This is a genomic window from Streptomyces sp. NPDC000348 (assembly GCF_042898795.1).
Lineage (GTDB): Bacteria > Actinomycetota > Actinomycetes > Streptomycetales > Streptomycetaceae > Streptomyces.
Genome location: NZ_JBIAZD010000001.1, coordinates 1 through 19081 on the forward strand (window position 1 = coordinate 1; position 19081 = coordinate 19081).

At 71.5% G+C, this 19081-nt stretch carries 17 protein-coding genes and 1 pseudogene; 10 read left to right on the plus strand and 8 right to left on the minus strand.

Annotated elements, in window-relative coordinates; all coding sequences use genetic code 11:
• Positions 1–115: 115 nt before the first annotated feature.
• Positions 116–196 (minus strand): annotated as a pseudogene (locus tag ACFY3N_RS00005) (MerR family DNA-binding transcriptional regulator); the annotation flags it as partial.
• 205 nt (positions 197–401) lie between these two features.
• Positions 402–1799 carry a cation:dicarboxylate symporter family transporter gene (locus ACFY3N_RS00010; protein ID WP_390814358.1) on the minus strand — a complete coding sequence of 466 codons (1398 nt, stop codon included), beginning with the start codon at positions 1797–1799 and terminating at the stop codon, positions 402–404.
• A 157-nt stretch (positions 1800–1956) separates the two neighbouring features.
• On the opposite strand from ACFY3N_RS00010, the gene ACFY3N_RS00015 reads away from it, so the two are divergent.
• Both ACFY3N_RS00015 and ACFY3N_RS00020 read left to right on the plus strand, forming a co-directional pair.
• The gene (locus ACFY3N_RS00015; protein WP_390814359.1) at positions 1957–3594 is read left to right on the plus strand and encodes an ATP-binding protein; all 1638 of its coding nucleotides are present in this window, start codon (positions 1957–1959) and stop codon (positions 3592–3594) included.
• Entirely contained in the window at positions 3591–4295 is a 705-nt protein-coding gene (locus ACFY3N_RS00020) for a response regulator (protein WP_390814360.1), read from the plus strand. The genes ACFY3N_RS00015 and ACFY3N_RS00020 overlap by 4 nt, the downstream gene beginning before the upstream one ends.
• A gap of 73 nt (positions 4296–4368) precedes the next feature.
• Here ACFY3N_RS00020 and ACFY3N_RS00025 read toward each other — a convergent pair whose 3' ends face one another.
• Complete coding sequence (locus ACFY3N_RS00025; protein WP_390814361.1) at positions 4369–4875, minus strand: ATP-binding protein; 507 nt, start codon at positions 4873–4875, stop codon at positions 4369–4371.
• 283 nt (positions 4876–5158) lie between these two features.
• On the opposite strand from ACFY3N_RS00025, the gene ACFY3N_RS00030 reads away from it, so the two are divergent.
• Genes ACFY3N_RS00030 through ACFY3N_RS00040 form a run of 3 tightly spaced genes read left to right on the plus strand, consistent with a single transcriptional unit; the run spans position 5159 to position 6691 of the window.
• A complete protein-coding gene (locus ACFY3N_RS00030; protein ID WP_390814362.1) occupies positions 5159–6010 on the plus strand; it encodes a helix-turn-helix domain-containing protein in 852 nt (283 codons plus the stop codon).
• Between the two features lie 16 nt (positions 6011–6026).
• Complete coding sequence (locus tag ACFY3N_RS00035) at positions 6027–6218, plus strand: hypothetical protein (protein WP_390814363.1); 192 nt, start codon at positions 6027–6029, stop codon at positions 6216–6218.
• Positions 6219–6271: 53 nt separating this feature from the next.
• Positions 6272–6691, plus strand: coding sequence for a hypothetical protein (locus ACFY3N_RS00040; protein WP_390814364.1), 420 nt, complete (start codon positions 6272–6274; stop codon positions 6689–6691).
• Between the two features lie 83 nt (positions 6692–6774).
• Here ACFY3N_RS00040 and ACFY3N_RS00045 read toward each other — a convergent pair whose 3' ends face one another.
• The gene (locus tag ACFY3N_RS00045; protein ID WP_390814365.1) at positions 6775–7800 is read right to left on the minus strand and encodes an ATP-dependent 6-phosphofructokinase; all 1026 of its coding nucleotides are present in this window, start codon (positions 7798–7800) and stop codon (positions 6775–6777) included.
• 201 nt (positions 7801–8001) lie between these two features.
• Between ACFY3N_RS00045 and pta the strand changes: the two genes are divergently transcribed.
• The 3 genes from pta (at position 8002) to pyk (ending at position 12813) form a co-directional block, all read left to right on the plus strand.
• A complete protein-coding gene (gene pta / locus ACFY3N_RS00050; protein ID WP_390814366.1) occupies positions 8002–10104 on the plus strand; it encodes a phosphate acetyltransferase in 2103 nt (700 codons plus the stop codon).
• Positions 10101–11312, plus strand: coding sequence for an acetate kinase (locus ACFY3N_RS00055; RefSeq protein ID WP_390814367.1), 1212 nt, complete (start codon positions 10101–10103; stop codon positions 11310–11312). The genes pta and ACFY3N_RS00055 overlap by 4 nt, the downstream gene beginning before the upstream one ends.
• Before the next feature lie 73 nt (positions 11313–11385).
• The gene (pyk, locus tag ACFY3N_RS00060; protein ID WP_390814368.1) at positions 11386–12813 is read left to right on the plus strand and encodes a pyruvate kinase; all 1428 of its coding nucleotides are present in this window, start codon (positions 11386–11388) and stop codon (positions 12811–12813) included.
• A 100-nt stretch (positions 12814–12913) separates the two neighbouring features.
• Here the strand turns inward: pyk and ACFY3N_RS00065 are convergent, their stop codons facing one another.
• The 4 genes from ACFY3N_RS00065 to ACFY3N_RS00080 all read right to left on the minus strand — a co-directional run bounded on the left by ACFY3N_RS00065 (position 12914) and on the right by ACFY3N_RS00080 (position 17239).
• Positions 12914–14209 (minus strand): hypothetical protein, encoded by a 1296-nt coding sequence (locus tag ACFY3N_RS00065; RefSeq protein WP_390814369.1) that lies wholly within the window; start codon positions 14207–14209, stop codon positions 12914–12916.
• On the minus strand, positions 14199–14774 hold the full coding sequence (locus ACFY3N_RS00070; RefSeq protein ID WP_390814370.1) for a DUF6114 domain-containing protein: 576 nt from the start codon (positions 14772–14774) through the stop codon (positions 14199–14201). Before ACFY3N_RS00070 ends, ACFY3N_RS00065 begins: the two co-directional genes overlap by 11 nt.
• A gap of 192 nt (positions 14775–14966) precedes the next feature.
• Positions 14967–15605 carry a DUF6230 family protein gene (locus ACFY3N_RS00075; protein ID WP_390814371.1) on the minus strand — a complete coding sequence of 213 codons (639 nt, stop codon included), beginning with the start codon at positions 15603–15605 and terminating at the stop codon, positions 14967–14969.
• A gap of 656 nt (positions 15606–16261) precedes the next feature.
• Positions 16262–17239, minus strand: coding sequence for a tetratricopeptide repeat protein (locus ACFY3N_RS00080; RefSeq protein ID WP_390814372.1), 978 nt, complete (start codon positions 17237–17239; stop codon positions 16262–16264).
• Between the two features lie 236 nt (positions 17240–17475).
• Here ACFY3N_RS00080 and ACFY3N_RS00085 point away from each other — a divergent pair, with 236 nt between their 5' ends.
• Both ACFY3N_RS00085 and ACFY3N_RS00090 read left to right on the plus strand, forming a co-directional pair.
• On the plus strand, positions 17476–18102 hold the full coding sequence (locus tag ACFY3N_RS00085) for a TetR/AcrR family transcriptional regulator (protein WP_390814373.1): 627 nt from the start codon (positions 17476–17478) through the stop codon (positions 18100–18102).
• A 127-nt stretch (positions 18103–18229) separates the two neighbouring features.
• On the plus strand, positions 18230–19042 hold the full coding sequence (locus ACFY3N_RS00090) for an SAM-dependent methyltransferase (RefSeq protein WP_390814374.1): 813 nt from the start codon (positions 18230–18232) through the stop codon (positions 19040–19042).
• Positions 19043–19081 lie beyond the last annotated feature (39 nt).

A 19081-nucleotide genomic window follows, 5' to 3' on the forward strand; every position in this document is an offset into this window, starting at 1 on the left:
CGTGGGGGGGGGACCCCCCGTGTTCCACCCCTACGTCGGGGCGGGGCGGTACCGGCCCCCCCCCCCAAAATTCGGGGGGGGGGGGGGGGGTGGGCGGGGGGGGGGGGGGCGGCGCCCCCCCCCGCCCCCGCGACTCGTAGTACCGCAGCGTCCGCGTGGTGGTTCCGGCACGTGCGGCCAGCTCGCCGATTCGCATACCGGGGAACGTACGCCTTGACGTCGGCGTCAAGGCAAGGGCGGACGGGACGGAAGAGGCCGAGCGGCCGGACCCACGGGGGTGGGGTCCGGCCGCTCGGCGGCTGCGGAGGCCCGGATACGGGCGGCGGGCCTCCGGTGACCGGGGGGCTGAGCAACGGGGGGAGTAGTCCCAGCCACCCGGGTCTGTGGTGTGGCGTCGGCCGTCAGGCCTTGGCCAGCTCCTTCTCGCCGTCCTTCGCGGGCAGCTCGGCGGGGGCGCCGTCGGCGTCGTCGCCGGTGCCGTGGTCGTCGAGCAGCGTCTTCTCGTCGAAGGGGGCGCGGCCGGCCAGGACCTCGTCCACCCGGCCCCGGTCGATCTCCTTGGTCCAGGTACCGATCAGGACGGTGGCGACGGCGTTGCCCGCGAAGTTGGTGAGGGCGCGGGCCTCGCTCATGAAGCGGTCGATGCCGACGATCAGGCCGATGCCGTCCACCAGGGCCGGCTTGTGCGACTGGAGGCCACCGGCCAGCGTGGCGAGACCGGCGCCGGAGACACCCGCCGCGCCCTTGGAGGCCACCAGCAGGAAGAGCAGCAGCGGGATCTGCTCGCCGATCGACATCGGCGTGCCCATGGCGTCGGCGATGAACAGCGAGGCCATGGTCATGTAGATCATGGTGCCGTCGAGGTTGAAGGAGTAGCCGGTCGGGACGGTGATGCCGACCACCGGCTTGCTGACGCCCAGGTGCTCCATCTTCGCGATGAGGCGCGGCAGCGCCGACTCCGACGAGGAGGTGGAGAGGATCAGCAGGAACTCGCGGCCCAGGTACTTGAAGAGCGAGAAGACGTTCACGCCCGAGACGACGCGCAGCAGCGTGCCCAGCACCAGGAAGATGAACAGGACACAGGTGGTGTAGAAGCCGAGCATCAGCACGGCCAGGCTCTTGAGCGCGTCGACGCCGGCCGAGCCGGTGACCGCGGCGATGGCACCGAAGGCACCGACCGGGGCCGCCCACATGATCATCGCCAGGACGCGGAAGACCAGCCGCTGGATGTGCTCGATGCCGCGCAGGACCGGCTGGCCGGCGTTGCCCATGGCCTGCAGCGCGAAGCCGCACAGCAGGGCGACCAGCAGGGTCTGCAGGACCTCGCCGGCGGTGAACGCGGAGACGATCGTGGTCGGGATGATGCCCATCAGGAAGTCGACGGTGCTCTTGGCCTCCGCGTCGACCTGCGCCTGGCCGGTCTCCTTGACGGCGTCGGTGACCGCGAGGCCCGTGCCCGGGTCCAGGATGTTGCCGACGACCAGGCCGATGGCCAGCGCGACGACCGACATCACCGTGAAGTAGACCAGGGCGATACCGCCGACGGCGCCGACCTTGGCGGCCTTCCGCACGGAGCCGATGCCCAGCACGATGGTGCAGAAGATGATCGGCGAGATCATCATCTTGATCAGGTTCACGAAGCCGGTGCCGAGCGGCTTCAGCTCGGTCGCGAAGTCGGGGGCGATCAGACCGACGGCGATACCGAGAGCGACCGCGATGATCACCGCGATGTAGAGATAGTGCGTGCGGTCCCGCTTGGCCTTGGGTTCGGCAGGTGCCGTAGCGGCTGTGCTGGTCACGGCGGCCCTCCTTGACGACGTCGTCGGCATCACCGGCGTGCGGCTCACGTCCGGGGGATGGGTTTTCGGGGAACGCCGTGACTATGTCGTGCCTTGTGAGCGCGGTCACCCTTCCGTTCATTTAGTTCACCGCGGGCCCCGGAGGCAGACTGGCGGCATGCGCATCCCCCTCCCCCGCCCCCGCAGCCTCGCGGGCCAGCTCTTCGCCATGCAGGCCGTGCTCATCGCGGTGGTCGTGGCCGGGTACGCGCTGTTCACGTACGTCAGCGACCGCAGCCAGGCCGAGCAGGCGGCGGGCCGCCAGGCCACCGCGGTGGCCCGTTCGGTCGCCGACTCGCCCTCCGTGCGGGAGGCGATCCGCACCCCCGACCCGTCGTCGCGGCTCCAGCCGTACGCGCTGGCGGTGGTGCGGGACACCGACGTCGACTTCGTCACGATCATGGATCCGCGGGGCATCCGCTGGACCCACCCCGACCCCGGCCAGATCGGCCTGCTCTTCCAGGGCCACACCGCCCCGGCGCTGCGGGGCCGCACCTTCACCGAGACCTACACCGGCACCCTCGGCCCGTCGGTCCGGGCGGTCACCCCGGTCCGGGACGGCGACCGGATCACCGGCCTGGTCAGCGCCGGCATACGGGTCGAGGAGATCAGCCAGCGCGCCCAGGGGCAGCTGACGGCGCTGCTCGCGGTCGCGTCCGGCGCCCTCGGACTCGGCGCGATCGGCACGTACGTCATCAACGCCCGGCTGCGCCGCCACACCCACGGCATGAACGCGACCGAGCTCAGCCACATGCACGACTACCATCAGGCCGCGCTCCACGCCGTGCGCGAGGGGCTGCTGATGCTGGACTGGCAGTACAGGGTGGCGCTGATCAACGACGGCGGCCGGGAGCTGCTGGGCGTGGACCAGAAGGAGGACGTGGTGGGCAGATCGGTCGCGGAGCTGGGCCTTCCGGCACCGCTGACGGGCGCCCTGCTCGCCTCCGAGCCCCGGGTGGACGAGGTGCACCTGACGGCGGACCGGGTGCTGGTGGTGAACACCTCACCGGTCACCGGCGGCCAGCGGCGCGGCTCGGTGGTGACCCTGCGGGACGTGACCGAGCTCCAGTCGCTGATGGGCGAGCTGGACTCCGAGCGGGGCTTCACCCAGGCGCTGCGGTCGCAGGCGCACGAGGCGGCGAACCGGCTGCACACCGTGGTCTCGCTGATCGAGCTGGGCCGGGCGGAGGAGGCGGTGGACTTCGCCACCGCCGAGCTGGAGCTGGCGCAGGCGCTCACCGACCAGGTGGTCGCGGCGGTGAGCGAGCCGGTCCTCGCGGCGCTGCTCCTGGGCAAGACCGCCCAGGCCAACGAGCGGGGCGTGGAGCTGGTGGTGTCGCCCGACAGCCGCCTGGACGACGGCCTGCTCCCGGACACCCTGCCCGCCCGGGACCTGGTCACCATCCTCGGCAACCTGATCGACAACGCCGTGGACGCGGCGCAGGGCGGGGTGCGGCCCCGGGTCACGGTGACGGCGCTCACCGGGGAGGACGGCTCGGAGCTGATCCTGCGGGTCTCGGACACCGGCCCCGGCGTGGACCCGGACCACGCGGAGACGGTCTTCCAGCGCGGCTTCACGACCAAGCCGGCCGGTCCCGGCGGGCGGGGCCTGGGCCTGGCGCTCGTCCGCCAGGCGGCGGACCGGCACGGCGGGACGCTGTCGGTGGCGGCCGGGGACGAGGGCGGCGCGGTGTTCGAGGCCCGGCTGCCGCTGCGGGACGCCGCGGTCGCGAAGAGCCCGGGAGGCGCCGCATGACCGGGACGACCGGGGAACCCATCAGAGTGCTGGTGGTCGAGGACGACCCGGTGGCCGCCGACGCCCACGTGATGTACGTCGGCCGGGTGCCCGGCTTCGTCGCCGTCGGCAGGGCGCACACCGGCGCGGAGGCCCGCCGGGTCCTGGACCGCACCTCCGTCGACCTGCTCCTCCTCGACCTGCACCTGCCCGACGTGCACGGACTCCAGCTGGCCCGCTCGCTGCGGGCGGCCGGCCACCACGCCGACGTCATCGCGGTGACCTCGGCGCGGGACCTCACGGTCGTGCGGGAGGGGGTCTCGCTGGGGGTCGTCCAGTACGTACTGAAGCCGTTCACGTTCGCGACCCTGCGGGACCGGCTGGTGCGCTACGCCGAGTTCCGCGCGTCCGTGGGCGAGGCCAGCGGCCAGGACGAGGTGGACAGGGCACTGGCGGCACTGCGCGCACCGGGCCCGGCCGCGCTGCCGAAGGGGCTGAGCGGTCCGACGCTGGAGCGGGTGACGGGCGCCCTGCGGGAGGTCGAGGACGGGCTGACGGCGGCGGGGGTCGCCGAGGCGGTGGGGATCTCCCGGATCACGGCGCGGCGGTATCTGGAGCACCTGGTGGAGGCGGGGAGGGCTGTGCGGGCTCCGGTTTACGGGCAGGTGGGGCGGCCGGAGCTGGTGTACCGGTGGGTGCGGGGGGCGGAGAAGGGGCGTTAGGGGGCGGGTGTCCGATTCGGCGGCCCAGGCTCACGCCCGCGCCGCCGGGCAATCGGAACGACTCCCCCAGCCCTCACTCCACCCCCGCATACCCCCGAGCCCCCCGCCAGGGCACCACCGCCCACATCCGCGTCCCGCCCCCGGGCTCCCGCGCTTCCCCGAACCCCCACTCCCCGTCGCACTCCCGCACCACGCACCCCAGCACCCGCAGCGCCGCCCGCCTGCGCGCATCGCAGGCCGCGACCAGCCGAGGGTGTTCGTGCCGCCGGTGTCCGTCGTAGAGCACCACCCGCAGCGCTCCCTCCCGGTACCGCAGTGACACGTACACCTCGCTCCCGGGCGTGAACCGGCAGGCGCAGGCGATGAGCTCCCCCACCACCTGTACCGCCGCGTCCGCCATGTCCTCCAGCCCGTGCCCTTGGAGCACGGCCCGCGTCGCGACCCGCGCGATCCGCGAGCCGGCCGGCTCGGCGGGCAGCGTGAGGCTGTACGAGAGCGTGTCGGACGAGGGCGGAACGAAGTCCGTCCTCTCGGCGAACACGGGACAGGCGAAGACGGTCCCGACTGCGGACGCGGGCATGGGCAACTCCCTTTCTGACTGCGAACATTCGATGACGCGCCGACGCCCCGACCAGTGGTGGCCCGTCTCCCTGACGCGAGCCCGCCCCTCCCAGGGAAGGAGTACGTGGGCAGGCTCGCGCGATGCACTTCCAACGGCGTCGGACCGTGAGCGACTCATCACTGAATGTACGCCCCGATGTGGCACGTGTGCCACTCACTCCTTCACATTGCCCACTTTGTATTGGACTCGTGCGACGCACTCAGTGCAGACTGGCCCCATCAGCCATGGAGAAAGGGCATTGATGCCGACACGGCCCGCGCCGACGGAACGCCAGAGGCGCCTGGGCGCCGAGCTGCGCAGGATGCGCCTCGCTGCCGGGCGGACCACGGAGTACGCCGCCGGGCTGCTGGGGCTGGACCGCACGAAGGTGTCCAACATGGAGTCGGGCGTCCGGGCCATCTCGCCGGAGCGGATCCGCATACTCGCCAGCAACTACGAGTGCGCGGACGAGCGGTACGTCGAAGCCTTGGCCGCCATGGCCGATGTGGGCAAGCGGGGCTGGTGGCAGCAGTACCGGGGAAGTCTCCCCCAAGGTCTACTGGATGTGGCCGAGTTGGAATGGTTCGCCACCCGGCTGCGGAGCTACCAGACCGTACACGTGCCGGGACTGCTGCAACTCGGCGAATACGCCCGCGCCATCTTCGCCGCAGCGCTTCCGCCCCTGCCCGACTCCGAAGTCGAACTCCGCGTCGTACAGCGCCTGCGGCGTCAGCAGGTTCTGGACCGTGAGGGCCCGGTCGAGTACGTGGCGTACGTGCACGAGTGGGCCCTGCGGATGCAGTTCGGCGGGCGTCGCGTCATGCGCGAGCAGCTGCACCACATCTGCCGGGCCTCCGAACGCGACAACGTCGAACTGCGCGTGCTTCCCGTCGAAGCCGGTGCCTTTCCCGGCGCCGGGCACGCCGTGCTCTACGCCCACGGTCCGGTCCCCCGGCTCGACACCGTTCAGCTGGATTCCGCCCACGGCGGCGAGTTCACTCACTCCGAGGCCCAACTCGCCAAGTACCAGATCCACATGGACTGGTGGCAGGGCCACACACTCAGCCCCGAGGACTCACGCGACCTCATCCACTCCATCGCCCGGCAGCTCTGACCTCCGAGAGGACCCCATGCCCGACATCACCTGGGAAGACCCCTTCTGCGCCGAGGGCAACAACTGCTTCCGCATAGGCACCGACCCCCGAGGCAACGCCTACATCGCCGTCGCCGGCCAGGAGGACCACTACCTCACCGACACCCGCGAAGCCCTCCGCACCCTCATCCGCGACATCAAGTCCGGCAAGGCCGACCACCTCCTATAGGCGAGGACGCCGAACTGACCCCGCACGCCAGGAACCGGGAAGACGCCTGCAAGGTGTCGGGAGTTGACGAAGAGATGCTGTGGCCGAAAGCGGTGAAGGACCGGATCAAGTCCGACGGAGACCGCGAGATCATCCATTCCTACCCCTACCGGTCCTCCTGTCCGTCGACGGTCCGGGCCGAACTCGTCGAGAAGTCCACACCGGACATCCTCTTCGCGGGGTACACCAACTATTTCCTCTGGATCGACCAGCCCGCGTTCGTGTCGACCCTGCACCGGAAACTCGACAGCGGGTGCCGTGTGCGCCTCCTGCTGGGCGACCCCGACGGCGAGGCACCACGCAGCCGCGAGCAGACCGAAGACGTGGCTCTCACCGTTTCCACGCGTAGCGGAGGGACCCCGGTATCGGACGGCCGCCAGGCACCCGTCCCGGCAGCACGATGGGAGCGTTTCTCCCGGCGAACCACCGCGTAGGCGGCGTCACGCCGGGAGAAACGCTCCCATCACCGGGTGTCCGGGAAGGGACGGAGGGGGCGAACCACCCTCCCGCACCCTTCCTAGAAGACCGACTCCGCCTCGTCCATCCGGTCCCCCGGGACCGTCTTCAGCTCGGTGACCGCCTCCGCCAGCGGCACCATCACGATGTCGGTGCCCCGCAGCGAGGTCATCTTGCCGAACTCGCCCCGGTGCGCCGCCTCCACCGCGTGCCAGCCGAAGCGGGTGGCGAGGACGCGGTCGTACGCCGTCGGCGTGCCGCCGCGCTGGACGTGGCCGAGGATGACCGGCTTGGCCTCCTTGCCGAGCCGCCGCTCCAGCTCGTACGCCAGGGCCGTGCCGATGCCCTGGAAGCGCTCGTGGCCGAACTTGTCGATCTCGCCCTTGCCGTAGTCCATGGTGCCCTCGGCCGGGTGCGCGCCCTCGGCGACGCAGATCACCGCGAACTTCTTGCCGCGGGCGAAGCGCTCCTCGACCATCTTGACCAGCTGGGCCGGGTCGAAGGGGCGCTCGGGCAGGCAGATGCCGTGGGCGCCGGCGGCCATGCCGGACTCCAGGGCGATCCAGCCCGCGTGCCGGCCCATGACCTCGACGACCATCACGCGCTGGTGGGACTCGGCGGTGGTCTTGAGGCGGTCCATCGCCTCCGTGGCGACACCGACCGCCGTGTCGAAGCCGAAGGTGCGGTCGGTGGAGGAGATGTCGTTGTCGATCGTCTTCGGGACGCCGACCACGGGCAGACCCGCGTCGGAGAGCATGCGGGCCGCCGTGAGCGTGCCCTCGCCGCCGATCGGGATCAGCGCGTCGATGCCGAAGTCGCGGATCATGTCGGAGGCGTTCTCGCAGGCCTCGCGGAGACGGTCGCGCTCCAGCCGGGAGGAGCCCAGTATGGTGCCGCCGCGGGCCAGGATGCCGCTGACCGCGTTGAGGTCGAGCGGGCGGTAGCGGCCGTCCAGCAGGCCCGAGTAGCCGTCCTCGAAGCCGATGACCTCGTCGCCGTAGTTGTCGACCGCCCGGTGCACGACCGACCGGATCACTGCGTTCAGTCCAGGGCAGTCGCCGCCTGCGGTGAGTACTCCTATGCGCATCGTGCTGAGTCTCCTGGTCGCTGTCGATACCGGTGAGCCAGTCCCGATTGTTTCACGTCCCCCGGGGCGCCGCCGACGCCCTACGGGCGGGCGCCCTAGCCAGCTCCGGAGGTATTGTCAAGAGGGATCCGCTCACCCGGGTGGGCGGTTTTTGTGGCCCGCCGATGCCTCTTGCGGCCCCCGACGAAACGGAGAGCGCGCGTGACCCGCAGCGTGTACGTGACCGGTATCGACCGCGGCGACGGCCGTCAGGTCGTCGAACTCGGGGTCATGGAGCTCCTGACCCGGCAGGTCGACCGGGTGGGCGTCTTCCGTCCCCTGGTGCACGACGGGCCCGACCGCCTCTTCGAACTGCTGCGGGCCCGGTACCGGCTCACGCAGGACCCGTCGACCGTCTACGGCCTGGACTACCAGGAGGCGTCCGCCCTCCAGGCCGAGCAGGGCACGGACGAGCTGGTGTCCACCCTCGTCGACCGGTTCCACCGGGTCGCCCGCGACTACGACGTGGTCCTCGTCCTCGGCACCGACTACGCCGACACCCAGATGCCGGACGAACTGTCGCTGAACGCCCGGCTCGCCAACGAGTTCGGCGCCTCGGTGATCCCGGTCGTCGGCGGCCGCAGGCAGACCGCCGAGTCGGTGCGCGCCGAGACCCGCAACGCCTACCGGGCCTACGACACCCTGGGCTGCGACGTGCTCGCCGTGGTGGTCAACCGGGTCGCGGGCGAGGAGCGGGACGAGATCGCCGAACGGCTCGCCACCCGGCTGCCGGTGCCCTGCTACGTGCTGCCGGACGAGCCGGCGCTGTCCGCCCCGACCGTCTCCCAGATCGCGCACACCCTCGGCGCGAAGGTGGTGCTCGGCGACGACTCCGGGCTCGCCCGCGACGCCCTGGACTTCGTGTTCGGCGGCGCCATGCTGCCGAACCTCCTCGCCGCCCTGACCCCGGGCTGTCTGGTGGTCACCCCGGGCGACCGGGCCGACCTGGTCATCGGCGCGCTGGCCGCGCACAGCGCCGGCACCCCGCCGATCGCCGGGGTGCTGCTGACCCTGGACGAGGTGCCCGGCGAGCGCATCCTCACCCTCGCCGACCGACTGGCACCCGGGACGCCGGTGCTCTCGGTGCCGAGCAACAGCTTCCCCACCGCCGAGCAGCTGTTCTCCCTGGAGGGGAAGCTGAACGCGGCCACCCCGCGCAAGGCGGAGCGGGCGCTCGGCCTCTTCGAGCGGTACGCCGACACCGCGGACCTCACCAAGCGGGTCTCCGCGCCCAGCAGCGACCGCGTCACCCCGATGATGTTCGAGCACAAGCTGCTCGAACAGGCCCGCTCCGACCTGCGCCGGGTCGTGCTCCCCGAGGGCGTCGAGGAGCGGGTGCTGCACGCGGCCGAGGTGCTGCTGCGCCGGGGCGTGTGCGAGCTGACCCTGCTCGGCGACGTCGACCAGATCCGCAAGAAGGCCGCCGACCTCGGCGTCGACCTCGGCGACACCCAGTTGATCGACCCGGCCACCTCCGAGCTGCGCGACTCCTTCGCCGAGAAGTACGCGGCCCTGCGCGCCCACCGGGGCGTCACCGTGGAGCTGGCCTACGACGTCGTCTCCGACGTGAACTACTTCGGCACCCTGATGGTGCAGGAGGGCCTCGCCGACGGCATGGTGTCCGGCTCGGTGCACTCCACGGCCGCGACGATCCGGCCGGCCTTCGAGATCATCAAGACCAAGCCGGAGGCCTCGATCGTCTCCTCCGTCTTCTTCATGTGCCTGGCCGACAAGGTGCTGGTCTACGGCGACTGCGCGGTCAACCCGGACCCGGACGCCGAGCAGCTCGCCGACATCGCCGTGCAGTCGGCGGTCACGGCCGCGCGGTTCGGGGTGGAGCCGCGGATCGCGATGCTGTCGTACTCGACCGGCACGTCCGGTACGGGCGCCGACGTCGACAAGGTGCGCGCCGCCACCGAGCTGGTGCGCGCGCGCCGGCCCGACCTGCGGGTCGAGGGGCCGATCCAGTACGACGCGGCCGTGGAGCCGTCGGTCGCGGCGACCAAGCTGCCGGGCTCGGAGGTGGCCGGCCAGGCGACCGTGTTGATCTTCCCCGACCTGAACACCGGCAACAACACCTACAAGGCCGTGCAGCGCTCGGCCGGCGCCATCGCCGTCGGCCCGGTGCTCCAGGGCCTGCGCAAGCCGGTCAACGACCTGTCCCGGGGCGCCCTCGTCCAGGACATCGTGAACACCGTCGCCATCACGGCGATCCAGGCCCAGGCCCAGTCCCCGGCCCCGAGCGAGAAGGCAGCCGCCCAGTGAGCCCGTCCCGTGTCCTCGTCCTCAACTCCGGCTCCTCGTCGGTGAAGTACCAGCTGCTGGACATGCGCGACAGCAGCCGGCTGGCCGCCGGGCTGGTCGAGCGGATCGGTGAGCGCACCTCCCTCGTGCGGCACTCCCCGCTCGCGGCGGGCGGGGAGACCCGGGAGCGGACCGGGCCGGTCGCCGACCACGGCGCCGCCCTGAAGGCGATGGCCGAGGAGCTGTCCGCCGACGGGCTGGGCCTCGACTCCCCCGAGCTGGCCGCGATCGGGCACCGGGTGGTGCACGGCGGGAAGCGCTTCACCGAGCCGACGGTGATCGACGAGCCGGTGCTGGCGGAGATCGAGCGGCTGATCCCGGTGGCGCCGCTGCACAACCCGGCCAACCTGACCGGCATCCGCACCGCCACGGCGCTGCGCCCGGACCTGCCGCAGGTCGCCGTCTTCGACACCGCCTTCCACACCACGATGCCGGAGTCGGCGGCCCGCTACGCGATCGACGTCGAGACCGCCGACGCGCACCGCATCCGCCGCTACGGCTTCCACGGTACCTCGCACGCGTACGTCTCGCGGGAGACCGCGAAGCTGCTGGGCAGGGCCCCCGAGGACGTGAACGTCATCGTGCTGCACCTGGGCAACGGGGCGTCCGCCTCGGCCGTGCGGGGCGGGAGGTGCGTGGACACCTCGATGGGGCTGACGCCCTTGGAGGGGCTCGTGATGGGTACGCGGTCCGGAGACATGGACCCGGCCGTCATCTTCCATTTGATGCGCGTTGGCGGAATGTCCGCCGACGAGATCGACACTCTCCTCAACAAGAAGAGCGGTCTGGTCGGGCTCTGCGGTGACAACGACATGAGGGAGATCCGGCGCCGGATCGACGAGGGCGACGAACGGGCGGAGCTCGCGTTCGACATCTACATTCACCGGCTGAAGAAGTACATCGGCGCCTATTACGCCGTTCTCGGGCGGGTGGACGCGGTGGTCTTCACCGCCGGGGTCGGCGAGAACGCCGCTCCGGTGCGGGAGGCGGCCGTGGCGGGCCTGGAAGGGCTGGGCCTGGCGGTGGACGGCGGGCGGAACGCCGTGCGCGGCGGCGGGCCGCGGCTGATCTCGCCCGAGGGCGCGCGGGTCGCGGTCGCGGTGGTACCGACGGACGAGGAAATGGAGATCGCTCAGCAGACATACGCGCTGGTCGGAAAGAACAACTGAGCAGGGACTTCCTCATGTGCGCTTTCCGTCAGACGGAATATTCCGTAGCGAAACAAACCGATAGGATCGCCCCATGCGCCGTTCGAAAATCGTCTGTACTCTCGGCCCCGCGGTCGACTCCCACGAGCAGCTCGTCGCTCTGATCGAAGCCGGCATGAACGTGGCCCGCTTCAACTTCAGCCACGGCTCGCACGCCGAGCACCAGGGCCGGTACGACCGGGTCCGTGCCGCCGCCAAGGAGACGGGCAGGGCCATCGGCGTCCTCGCCGACCTCCAGGGCCCGAAGATCCGCCTGGAGACCTTCGCCGAGGGTCCCGTCGAGCTGGTGCGCGGTGACGAGTTCACCATCACCACCGAGGACGTCCCGGGCGACAAGACGATCTGCGGGACGACCTACAAGGGCCTGCCGGGCGACGTCTCCCGCGGCGACCAGATCCTCATCAACGACGGCAACGTCGAGCTGAAGGTGCTGGACGTCGAGGGCCCCCGGGTGAAGTCGATCGTCATCGAGGGCGGCGTCATCTCCGACCACAAGGGCATCAACCTGCCCGGCACGGCCGTGAACGTGCCCGCGCTCTCCGAGAAGGACGTCGAGGACCTGCGGTTCGCCCTGCGGATGGGCTGCGACCTGGTCGCGCTGTCCTTCGTCCGGGACGCCAAGGACGTCGCCGACGTCCACCGCGTGATGGACGAGGAGGGGCGCCGCGTCCCCGTCATCGCCAAGGTGGAGAAGCCGCAGGCGGTGGAGAACATGCAGGACGTCGTGGCGGCCTTCGACGCCGTCATGGTCGCGCGTGGCGACCTGGCCGTCGAGTACCCGCTCGAGAAGGTCCCCATGGTGCAGAAGCGCCTGATCGAGCTCTGCCGGCGCAACGCCAAGCCGGTGATCGTGGCGACCCAGATGATGGAGTCGATGATCACCAACTCGCGTCCGACCCGCGCCGAGGCCTCCGACGTGGCCAACGCGATCCTGGACGGCGCCGACGCGGTCATGCTGTCGGCCGAGTCGAGCGTGGGCGCGTACCCGATCGAGACCGTGCGGACGATGTCGAAGATCGTCCAGGCGGCCGAGCAGGAGCTGCTCTCCAAGGGCCTGCAGCCGCTGGTGCCGGGCAAGAAGCCGCGCACCCAGGGCGGTTCGGTGGCCCGCGCCGCCTGCGAGATCGCGGACTTCCTCGGCGGCAAGGGCCTGGTGGCCTTCACCCAGTCCGGCGACACGGCCCGGCGGCTCTCCCGCTACCGCGCCGTCCAGCCGATCCTGGCGTTCACCACGGACGAGTCGACCCGCAACCAGCTGGCGCTCAGCTGGGGCGTGGAGCCGTACGTCGCGCCGTTCGTGAACAGCACCGATGAGATGGTCGAGCTGGTGGAGCAGGAGCTGCTCAAGCTGCACCGCTTCGGCGAGGGCGACACCGTGATCATCACGGCCGGCTCGCCCCCCGGGGTCCCCGGCACCACCAACATGGTCCGCGTCCACCACCTGGGCGGCGCGACCGGCTGACCCGTGAAGGGCCGGTAGGACCCGTACGGCACCGAGGGCGCCCCCTGTGGCAGGGGGCGCCCTCGGTGTGTTGCGGCTCCCGGAAGGGTCCTGGCGGCGTTCAGCCGGTGATGTACTGCTGGAGCCCGGGCACGTGCAGGGTGCCGCCGAACTGGCCGGCCTGCTTCACCGTCACCTTGGTGAAGTGGATCAGCGGGATGTCCAGCGGCGGCGGGTGCTCCGGGTCGAACGTGATCGGGAGCAGGCCGAGCAGGTTGCCGGAGATGCTCTCGGTGTACATCACGGTGGCGCCGTCGCTGATGGTCGACGTCGACCCCTTGGCCGCCTGCACGTGGTGGGTCGCGCCGGTCCGCTCGTCCTTGACCGTCTGGTGCAGGTCCACGATGTCGGTGCCGCCGGAGATGACGTACTTGAGCACCTTCTTGGTGGCGCCGCTGGCGGTCCGCACCTCGACGATGCCCTTGTACGAGGCGTCCCTCAACGTCAGCGAGCTGGCGTTCAGGGTCCAGGGGTCGTCGGGCAGCAGGAGCTCGTTGTCGACGCCGCCCTCGGCGTCGGTGGCGACCGGGCAGTCCTCGGGGTCGACCGTGGCCGACGCGGAGGGGCTGGGAGAGGCGGTGGCCCCGGGGGTCGCCGCTTCCTCGGTGGCCTCCCCGGCGGCTTCCTCGGCCGTCTCCTCGGCGTCCGACGCCTTGCCGGTGGTCTCCCCGGCCGTGTCCTTCGCCGCTTCGGTGACCTTTTCGGTGGTCTTTTCGACGGTTCCGGCCGCGCCCTCGGCCGTCTCCTCCGCCTTCTCCTCCGTGGCGGAGGCGGACGGGGCGGGGGTCGCCCCGGCCTCCTCGCCCTTCGGGGTGAAGACGTCCTCGAGGGCGTCCCCGATGTCCTCCAGGAGGTTGCGGTCGGTCTCCGAGGGCTCCGGCGCGGGCTCGGGCCCGGCCGTGTCCTCGGTGGCGGGGGCGGAGGGGGCGGGCGCCGGCTCGTCCTCGTCGTCGGAACCTGAATCCGGCGAAGAGGGCGTGTCCTGGTCCGCGTCCGTGCCCCGGTCCGCCTCCGGCGCCTGCTGCTCGCCGGGGGTCTCCGCCGAGGGCTCCCCGTCCGGGGAGGCGCTCCCGCTCGCCGACGCGGACGGCGTGGGCGACGCGGAGGCGTCGTCCTTCTCCGCGCCCTCGACGACCTCCAGGCAGGCCTGGTACTCGTCGACGGTCAGGCTGTTGGCCGTCGGCGTCCCGTCGTTGCCGTCGGCGAGGGCCAGGGTCGGCGTGAACCCCATCCCCATGAGGACCGCCGTGGGCATCGCCGCCAGGGCTATCGCCTTGCCGCTCGGCATGTGGAATCTGGTGAACAGGGGCTTCCTCGGGGCCGCGTGGCGCGGCCCGCGCACCTCGTCAGCCGACACGGTGCCCCCCTGTGGCCCGGACGCCGTCCGCCTCACCGTCTTCCCCCTTCTCGTAGGGGGCGGCCGGGAACTGCGGTGCCACGGCGGGGTGGTGGGACGCGCCGTCCGGCGCCGCCTCCCCCGTGGGCGCGTCGGCGCCGTGACGCTCCCCCGCCGCCTCGACCGGCGGCTCGCCCGGCGCCCAGGAGAGGGCGAGCGCACCGCCGACCAGCGCGAGCAGGAAGCCGATCAGGAAGCCGCCTATGTTGGAGATCACCAGCGACACCAGGGCCAGCAGGATCGTCGCGACACCGGCGAAGACCCGGGTGGCGGACTGGAACCACATGGTCAGGCCCAGCGTCACCAGCAGCACACCGATGATCAGCGACCCCGCGCCGGCCGTCGTCGCCATGGCGAGCGACATGTGGCCCAGCTTGAGCGTGGCGTAGGGGAAGTACGCGATGGGGATTCCGCCCAGCAGCGTGAACAGACCGGCCCAGAACGGCCGGGTGCCCCGCCAGTCACGGAATCGCAGACGCAGCCGGGCGAAGGTACCGGCGCTCTGGACCGGAGTCTCGGCACTCATGGAAAAAGCTCCCTGGGTCCGGTGGAGGTACGTACCGGCTCGGCCGTAGGCGCGGAGAAGCCGGAAGTCTGAAATCTGTGAGGACGGCCCGGCGGGCGGACCGGCCGGACGGCGGGGCGGAGAAGCGAGGGCTTCTCCGCCCCGCCCCGGGGCAGTTCAGCTGCCCCGGGACAACCCGGTGACGGAAGCCGTCTAGTAGCACTCCATCTTGGCTTCCGTGCCGAGACGCATCGACAGGCCGTTCAGCGTGAACGTGCCGGCCGTGGTCGCCCACGCCGTCTGCTCCACGCCGTAGAGGTCGGCCGTCTCCGCCTGCTGGGCGAAGCCGCCCTTCATCACGTTCTCGCCCTCCTTGACGGCAGGGCCGCGGCTCTGGTCCTGGACAGCAACACCGATGTCGATGTTGCTGAACGTCGCATCGGCGTCGAGCTGGGCGACGTCGATGTAGAGGTTCTTGGCCGTGACCGGCTTGTCGTTGCCCGCCTCAAGACGAAGGTAGATCGTCTTGTTGAGGACCGGGATCTTCGTCGCCACCGACTGGCACATCTTGTTGATCGTCGCGTCTTTGAACGACGAGATGGCGACCGGGACCGGCTTCTTCCCTTCACCATCGGTCGACGTGTAGACGGTGTCGATGCCGCCGTACTGGGCGAAACCCTCACCGTGCAGGTGGCCGGCCGTCACCTTGAACTGCTGGCCGGACACGCTGAACGACGCCGCGAGCGCGCCCTGCGCCAGACCGACACCCACCGCCGCCGTCGCGAGCACGCTGGGCACCATGACCACAGCGAACCGCTTCCATCTGGTCCCGCCACGCACCTGGGACTCCATATTTCCTCCTTCTCGGACGTACATCTCCTGTCCCGGCCCTCCGCCATGAACGGCGGCCCGGCCGGGCAGGGATGGGAGAAGTGCTACGTCCTCGGAAAGGAGAGCGCCCGCGCTCGACGGCGCGTACCACGCACCCGATCACCGGCGATCACCCCCGAGCGACAACCACTGGTCGCGCCTGACACGCATCACGCACAACCCTGCTGGACAGGCTTCGCCGGGCGGGCGAAGACCCCCCTGTCCGAGGACCGGCGTCACTGCCGCCGGTCCTGCTCGGTGGGGACCCAGGAGTTCCCGCGGCCCGACCGGCTGTCGGGGTACGGGCAAGGGACCGAGCGTCGCCGATCGTGGTGCATTCTCGCCGTCGGCACAAGGGGGTTCGTTACTCGCTAGTAACGACCGGGTAACCGCACACCGGCCCACAGGAGTCGCTCGGCGACGCTGGGTGCAGCGTAGGGGGAGTACAAAACCATTGATCGTTGGACAGAATCCCACAGACCGCCGACTGCGACTTACTGGCAGTAACAGCGGCCGCGATTACCAAGTTTTGGTAAAGCGCGGCCGCATCCGCATCCGTGATCCGTTCGGTACCTCGGACCCCACGAACCCGAACCCCCGGCGAACCAGCCGGAATCGGGCGGCGGCGCCCGGGTGGCTCAGAACAGGGCCCGCGCCAGCGCCCGGCGCGCGGCGATCACCCGCGGGTCGTCGGCGCCGACCACCTCGAACAGCTTCAGCAGCCGCACCCGTACGGTCTCGCGGTCGTCGCCCGCCGTGCGCCCCACCGTCTCGATGAGCCGGCCGAAGGCGTCCTCGACATGACCGCCCGCCAGGTCCAGGTCGGCGGCGGCGATCTGCGCCTCGGCGTCCCCCGGCTTCTCGGCGGCCTCCTTGCGCACCTGCTGGGGGTCCATCTCCTGCACCCGCTGGAGCAGTTCGGCCTGGGCGAGACCCAACGTGGCCTCGGGGTTGGTCGGGTCGTCGGCGAGCACGTTCTTGTACGCCTGGACGGCGCCGGCGAAGTCACCGCCGTCCAGGGCCCGCACGGCCGCCTCCAGCAGGGCGTCGTACGGGCCGGCCGCCTCGGCCGGTCCCGCCTGCGCGCCGCCGCCCGGCTCGGCGTCGGGGTCGACGGTGAGGCCGGTCAGACCGAAGCGCTGCTCGCCGACCTGCACCAGCTGGTCCAGGGTCTGGCGGATCTGCGCCTCGCCCGCGGCCCCCTGGAAGAGCGGCAGCGCCTGTCCGGCTACCACCGCGAAGACCGCCGGGATCCCCTGGATCCCGAACTGCTGCATCAGCATCTGGTTGGCGTCGACGTCGATCTTGGCGAGGAGGACGCGCCCGTTGTACTCGACGGTGAGCCGCTCCAGCAGCGGGCTCAGCTGCTTGCAGGGCTCGCACCACTCGGCCCAGAAGTCGATGACGACCGGGACCTCGGTGGACCGCTGCAGTACGTCGCGCTCGAAGCCGGCCTCGTCGACGTCGATAATGAGGTCGGCCGGGGAGATCGCGCCCCCGCCGCCCTGGCGGGCCGCTTCCGCGCGCGCCTGCTCCGCCTTCGCCTTGGCCTCCTGGGCCGCCTTCACCGCGGCGAGGTCGACGACTCCGCTCATGGACATGTTCCGTGGCTGCATGCGTCTATCCTCCCCTGTACACCGCGCGTGCGTGAAAACGCCCGGGAAAGCCAGGCGTACGTGTGTGGTCGGGCGCCGGGTCCCCACCCCGCGCCGGTGGTCGTCGCTCGGGCACGCCGGTCATGCGTGCTTTCGCTACGGGTCGTAGCGTAATGCCGACCGGGGCCCGCTGAACAGGGCGCCCCGGTGATCTCCCTCACGCCCGGCCGCGCGGGGTCCGCCGTTATCGTCGTGCCATGCAGAGCCGCACCCCAGCCGGTCGCACCGGGCGTCCGCGCAGCGCCGCCGCGGACGCCGCGATCCTGGCCGCGACCCGTGCGGCCCTGGTCGAACTGGGCTGGTCCAAGCTCACCCTGGGGGACGTGGCGGTCCGCGCCGGGGTCGCGAAGACCACCCTCTACCGGCGCTGGGCGGGCAAGAACGAACTGGTCGTGGACGCGGTCGCGGAGCTCTTCGACGAGCTGAGCCTGCCCGACCGCGGCTCGCTGGCCGCCGACATCGAGGGCGTGGTGCTCCAGTTCGCCGCGATCCTGGCCCGCCCGGAGGCCAGGAACGGCCTGATGGCGGTGGTGGCGGAGTCCACCCGCGACGACGCCCTGCGCGAGCGCATCCGCGCCTCGATCGTGGACCGGCAGAAGCGTCTCGTCCTCGCCGGCCGGGCGCGGGCGCAGGCGCGGGGCGAGCTGCCGCCGGAACCCGACGCCGGCGAGGCGGCCCGCACGGTCGACCTGATCTTCGACATGGTGGCCGGCGCGGTGGTGCACCGCACCCTGGTGAGCGCGGAACCGGCCGACGAGCAGTGGGTGCACGGCCTCACCCGGGTCCTGCTGTCGGGCCTCGCCGCCGCCCCCGGAACCGGCTGACCGGGACCGGCCGCGAACCGGCCACGGTCGGCCGGTAGTCGCCTGTCACCGCCCCCGGTGCGCTGCGAGGATCGATGATCACGCCGCACCGGAACGTGCGGGACGCCGAGCAGCCGGGGAGGCGCACATGACCGGGACCGGACCCGTCACCGCACGGATCGACACCTCCAGACCGCACCCGGCCCGGGTCTACGACTGGTTCCTCGGCGGCAAGGACAACTACCCGGTCGACGAGGAACTGGGCCGGCGGATCATGGGCGTCGACGGCACGGCCCGGCACGTCGCCCGCACCAACCGCTGGTTCATGCAGCGGGTCACCCGGTGGCTGGCCGGTGAGGCGGGCGTCCGCCAGTACCTGGACATCGGCACCGGCATCCCCACCGAACCCAATCTGCACCAGATCGCCCAGGGCATCGCGCCCGAGTCCCGCGTCGTCTACACCGACAACGACCCCATCGTGCTGAAGCACGCCGAGGCGCTGCTGCGCAGCACCCCCGAGGGCGTCACCGACTACGTCCAGGCCGATGTGCGCGAGCCCGGCCGCATCCTGGAACAGGCCCGCGAGAAACTGGACTTCGGCCGGCCGGTGGCGCTGTCCCTGGTCGCGCTGACGCACTTCCTCGGCGACGAGGACGACCCGTACGGGTTGGTGGCGCGGCTCGTCGGGGCGCTGCCCTCCGGCAGCTATCTGGTCCTGTCGCAGCTCACGGCGGACTTCGACCCGGAGGCGGTCGGCCGCGGGGTCGAGATGTACCGGGCGGGCGGCGTCACACTCGCGCCGCGCAGCCGCGCGGAGATCGCCCGCTTCTTCGAGGGACTGGAGCCGGTGGAGCCGGGCCTGGTCCAGCTCACCGACTGGCACCCCGAACTGGCGCACGGCGAGACCACCGACGAGCACGCGGTGATCTCGCTGTACGGGGCGGTGGCCCGCAAGCCGTGACACGGTCGCGCGGAGGGGCCCACCCATGTCGAGCGGGCC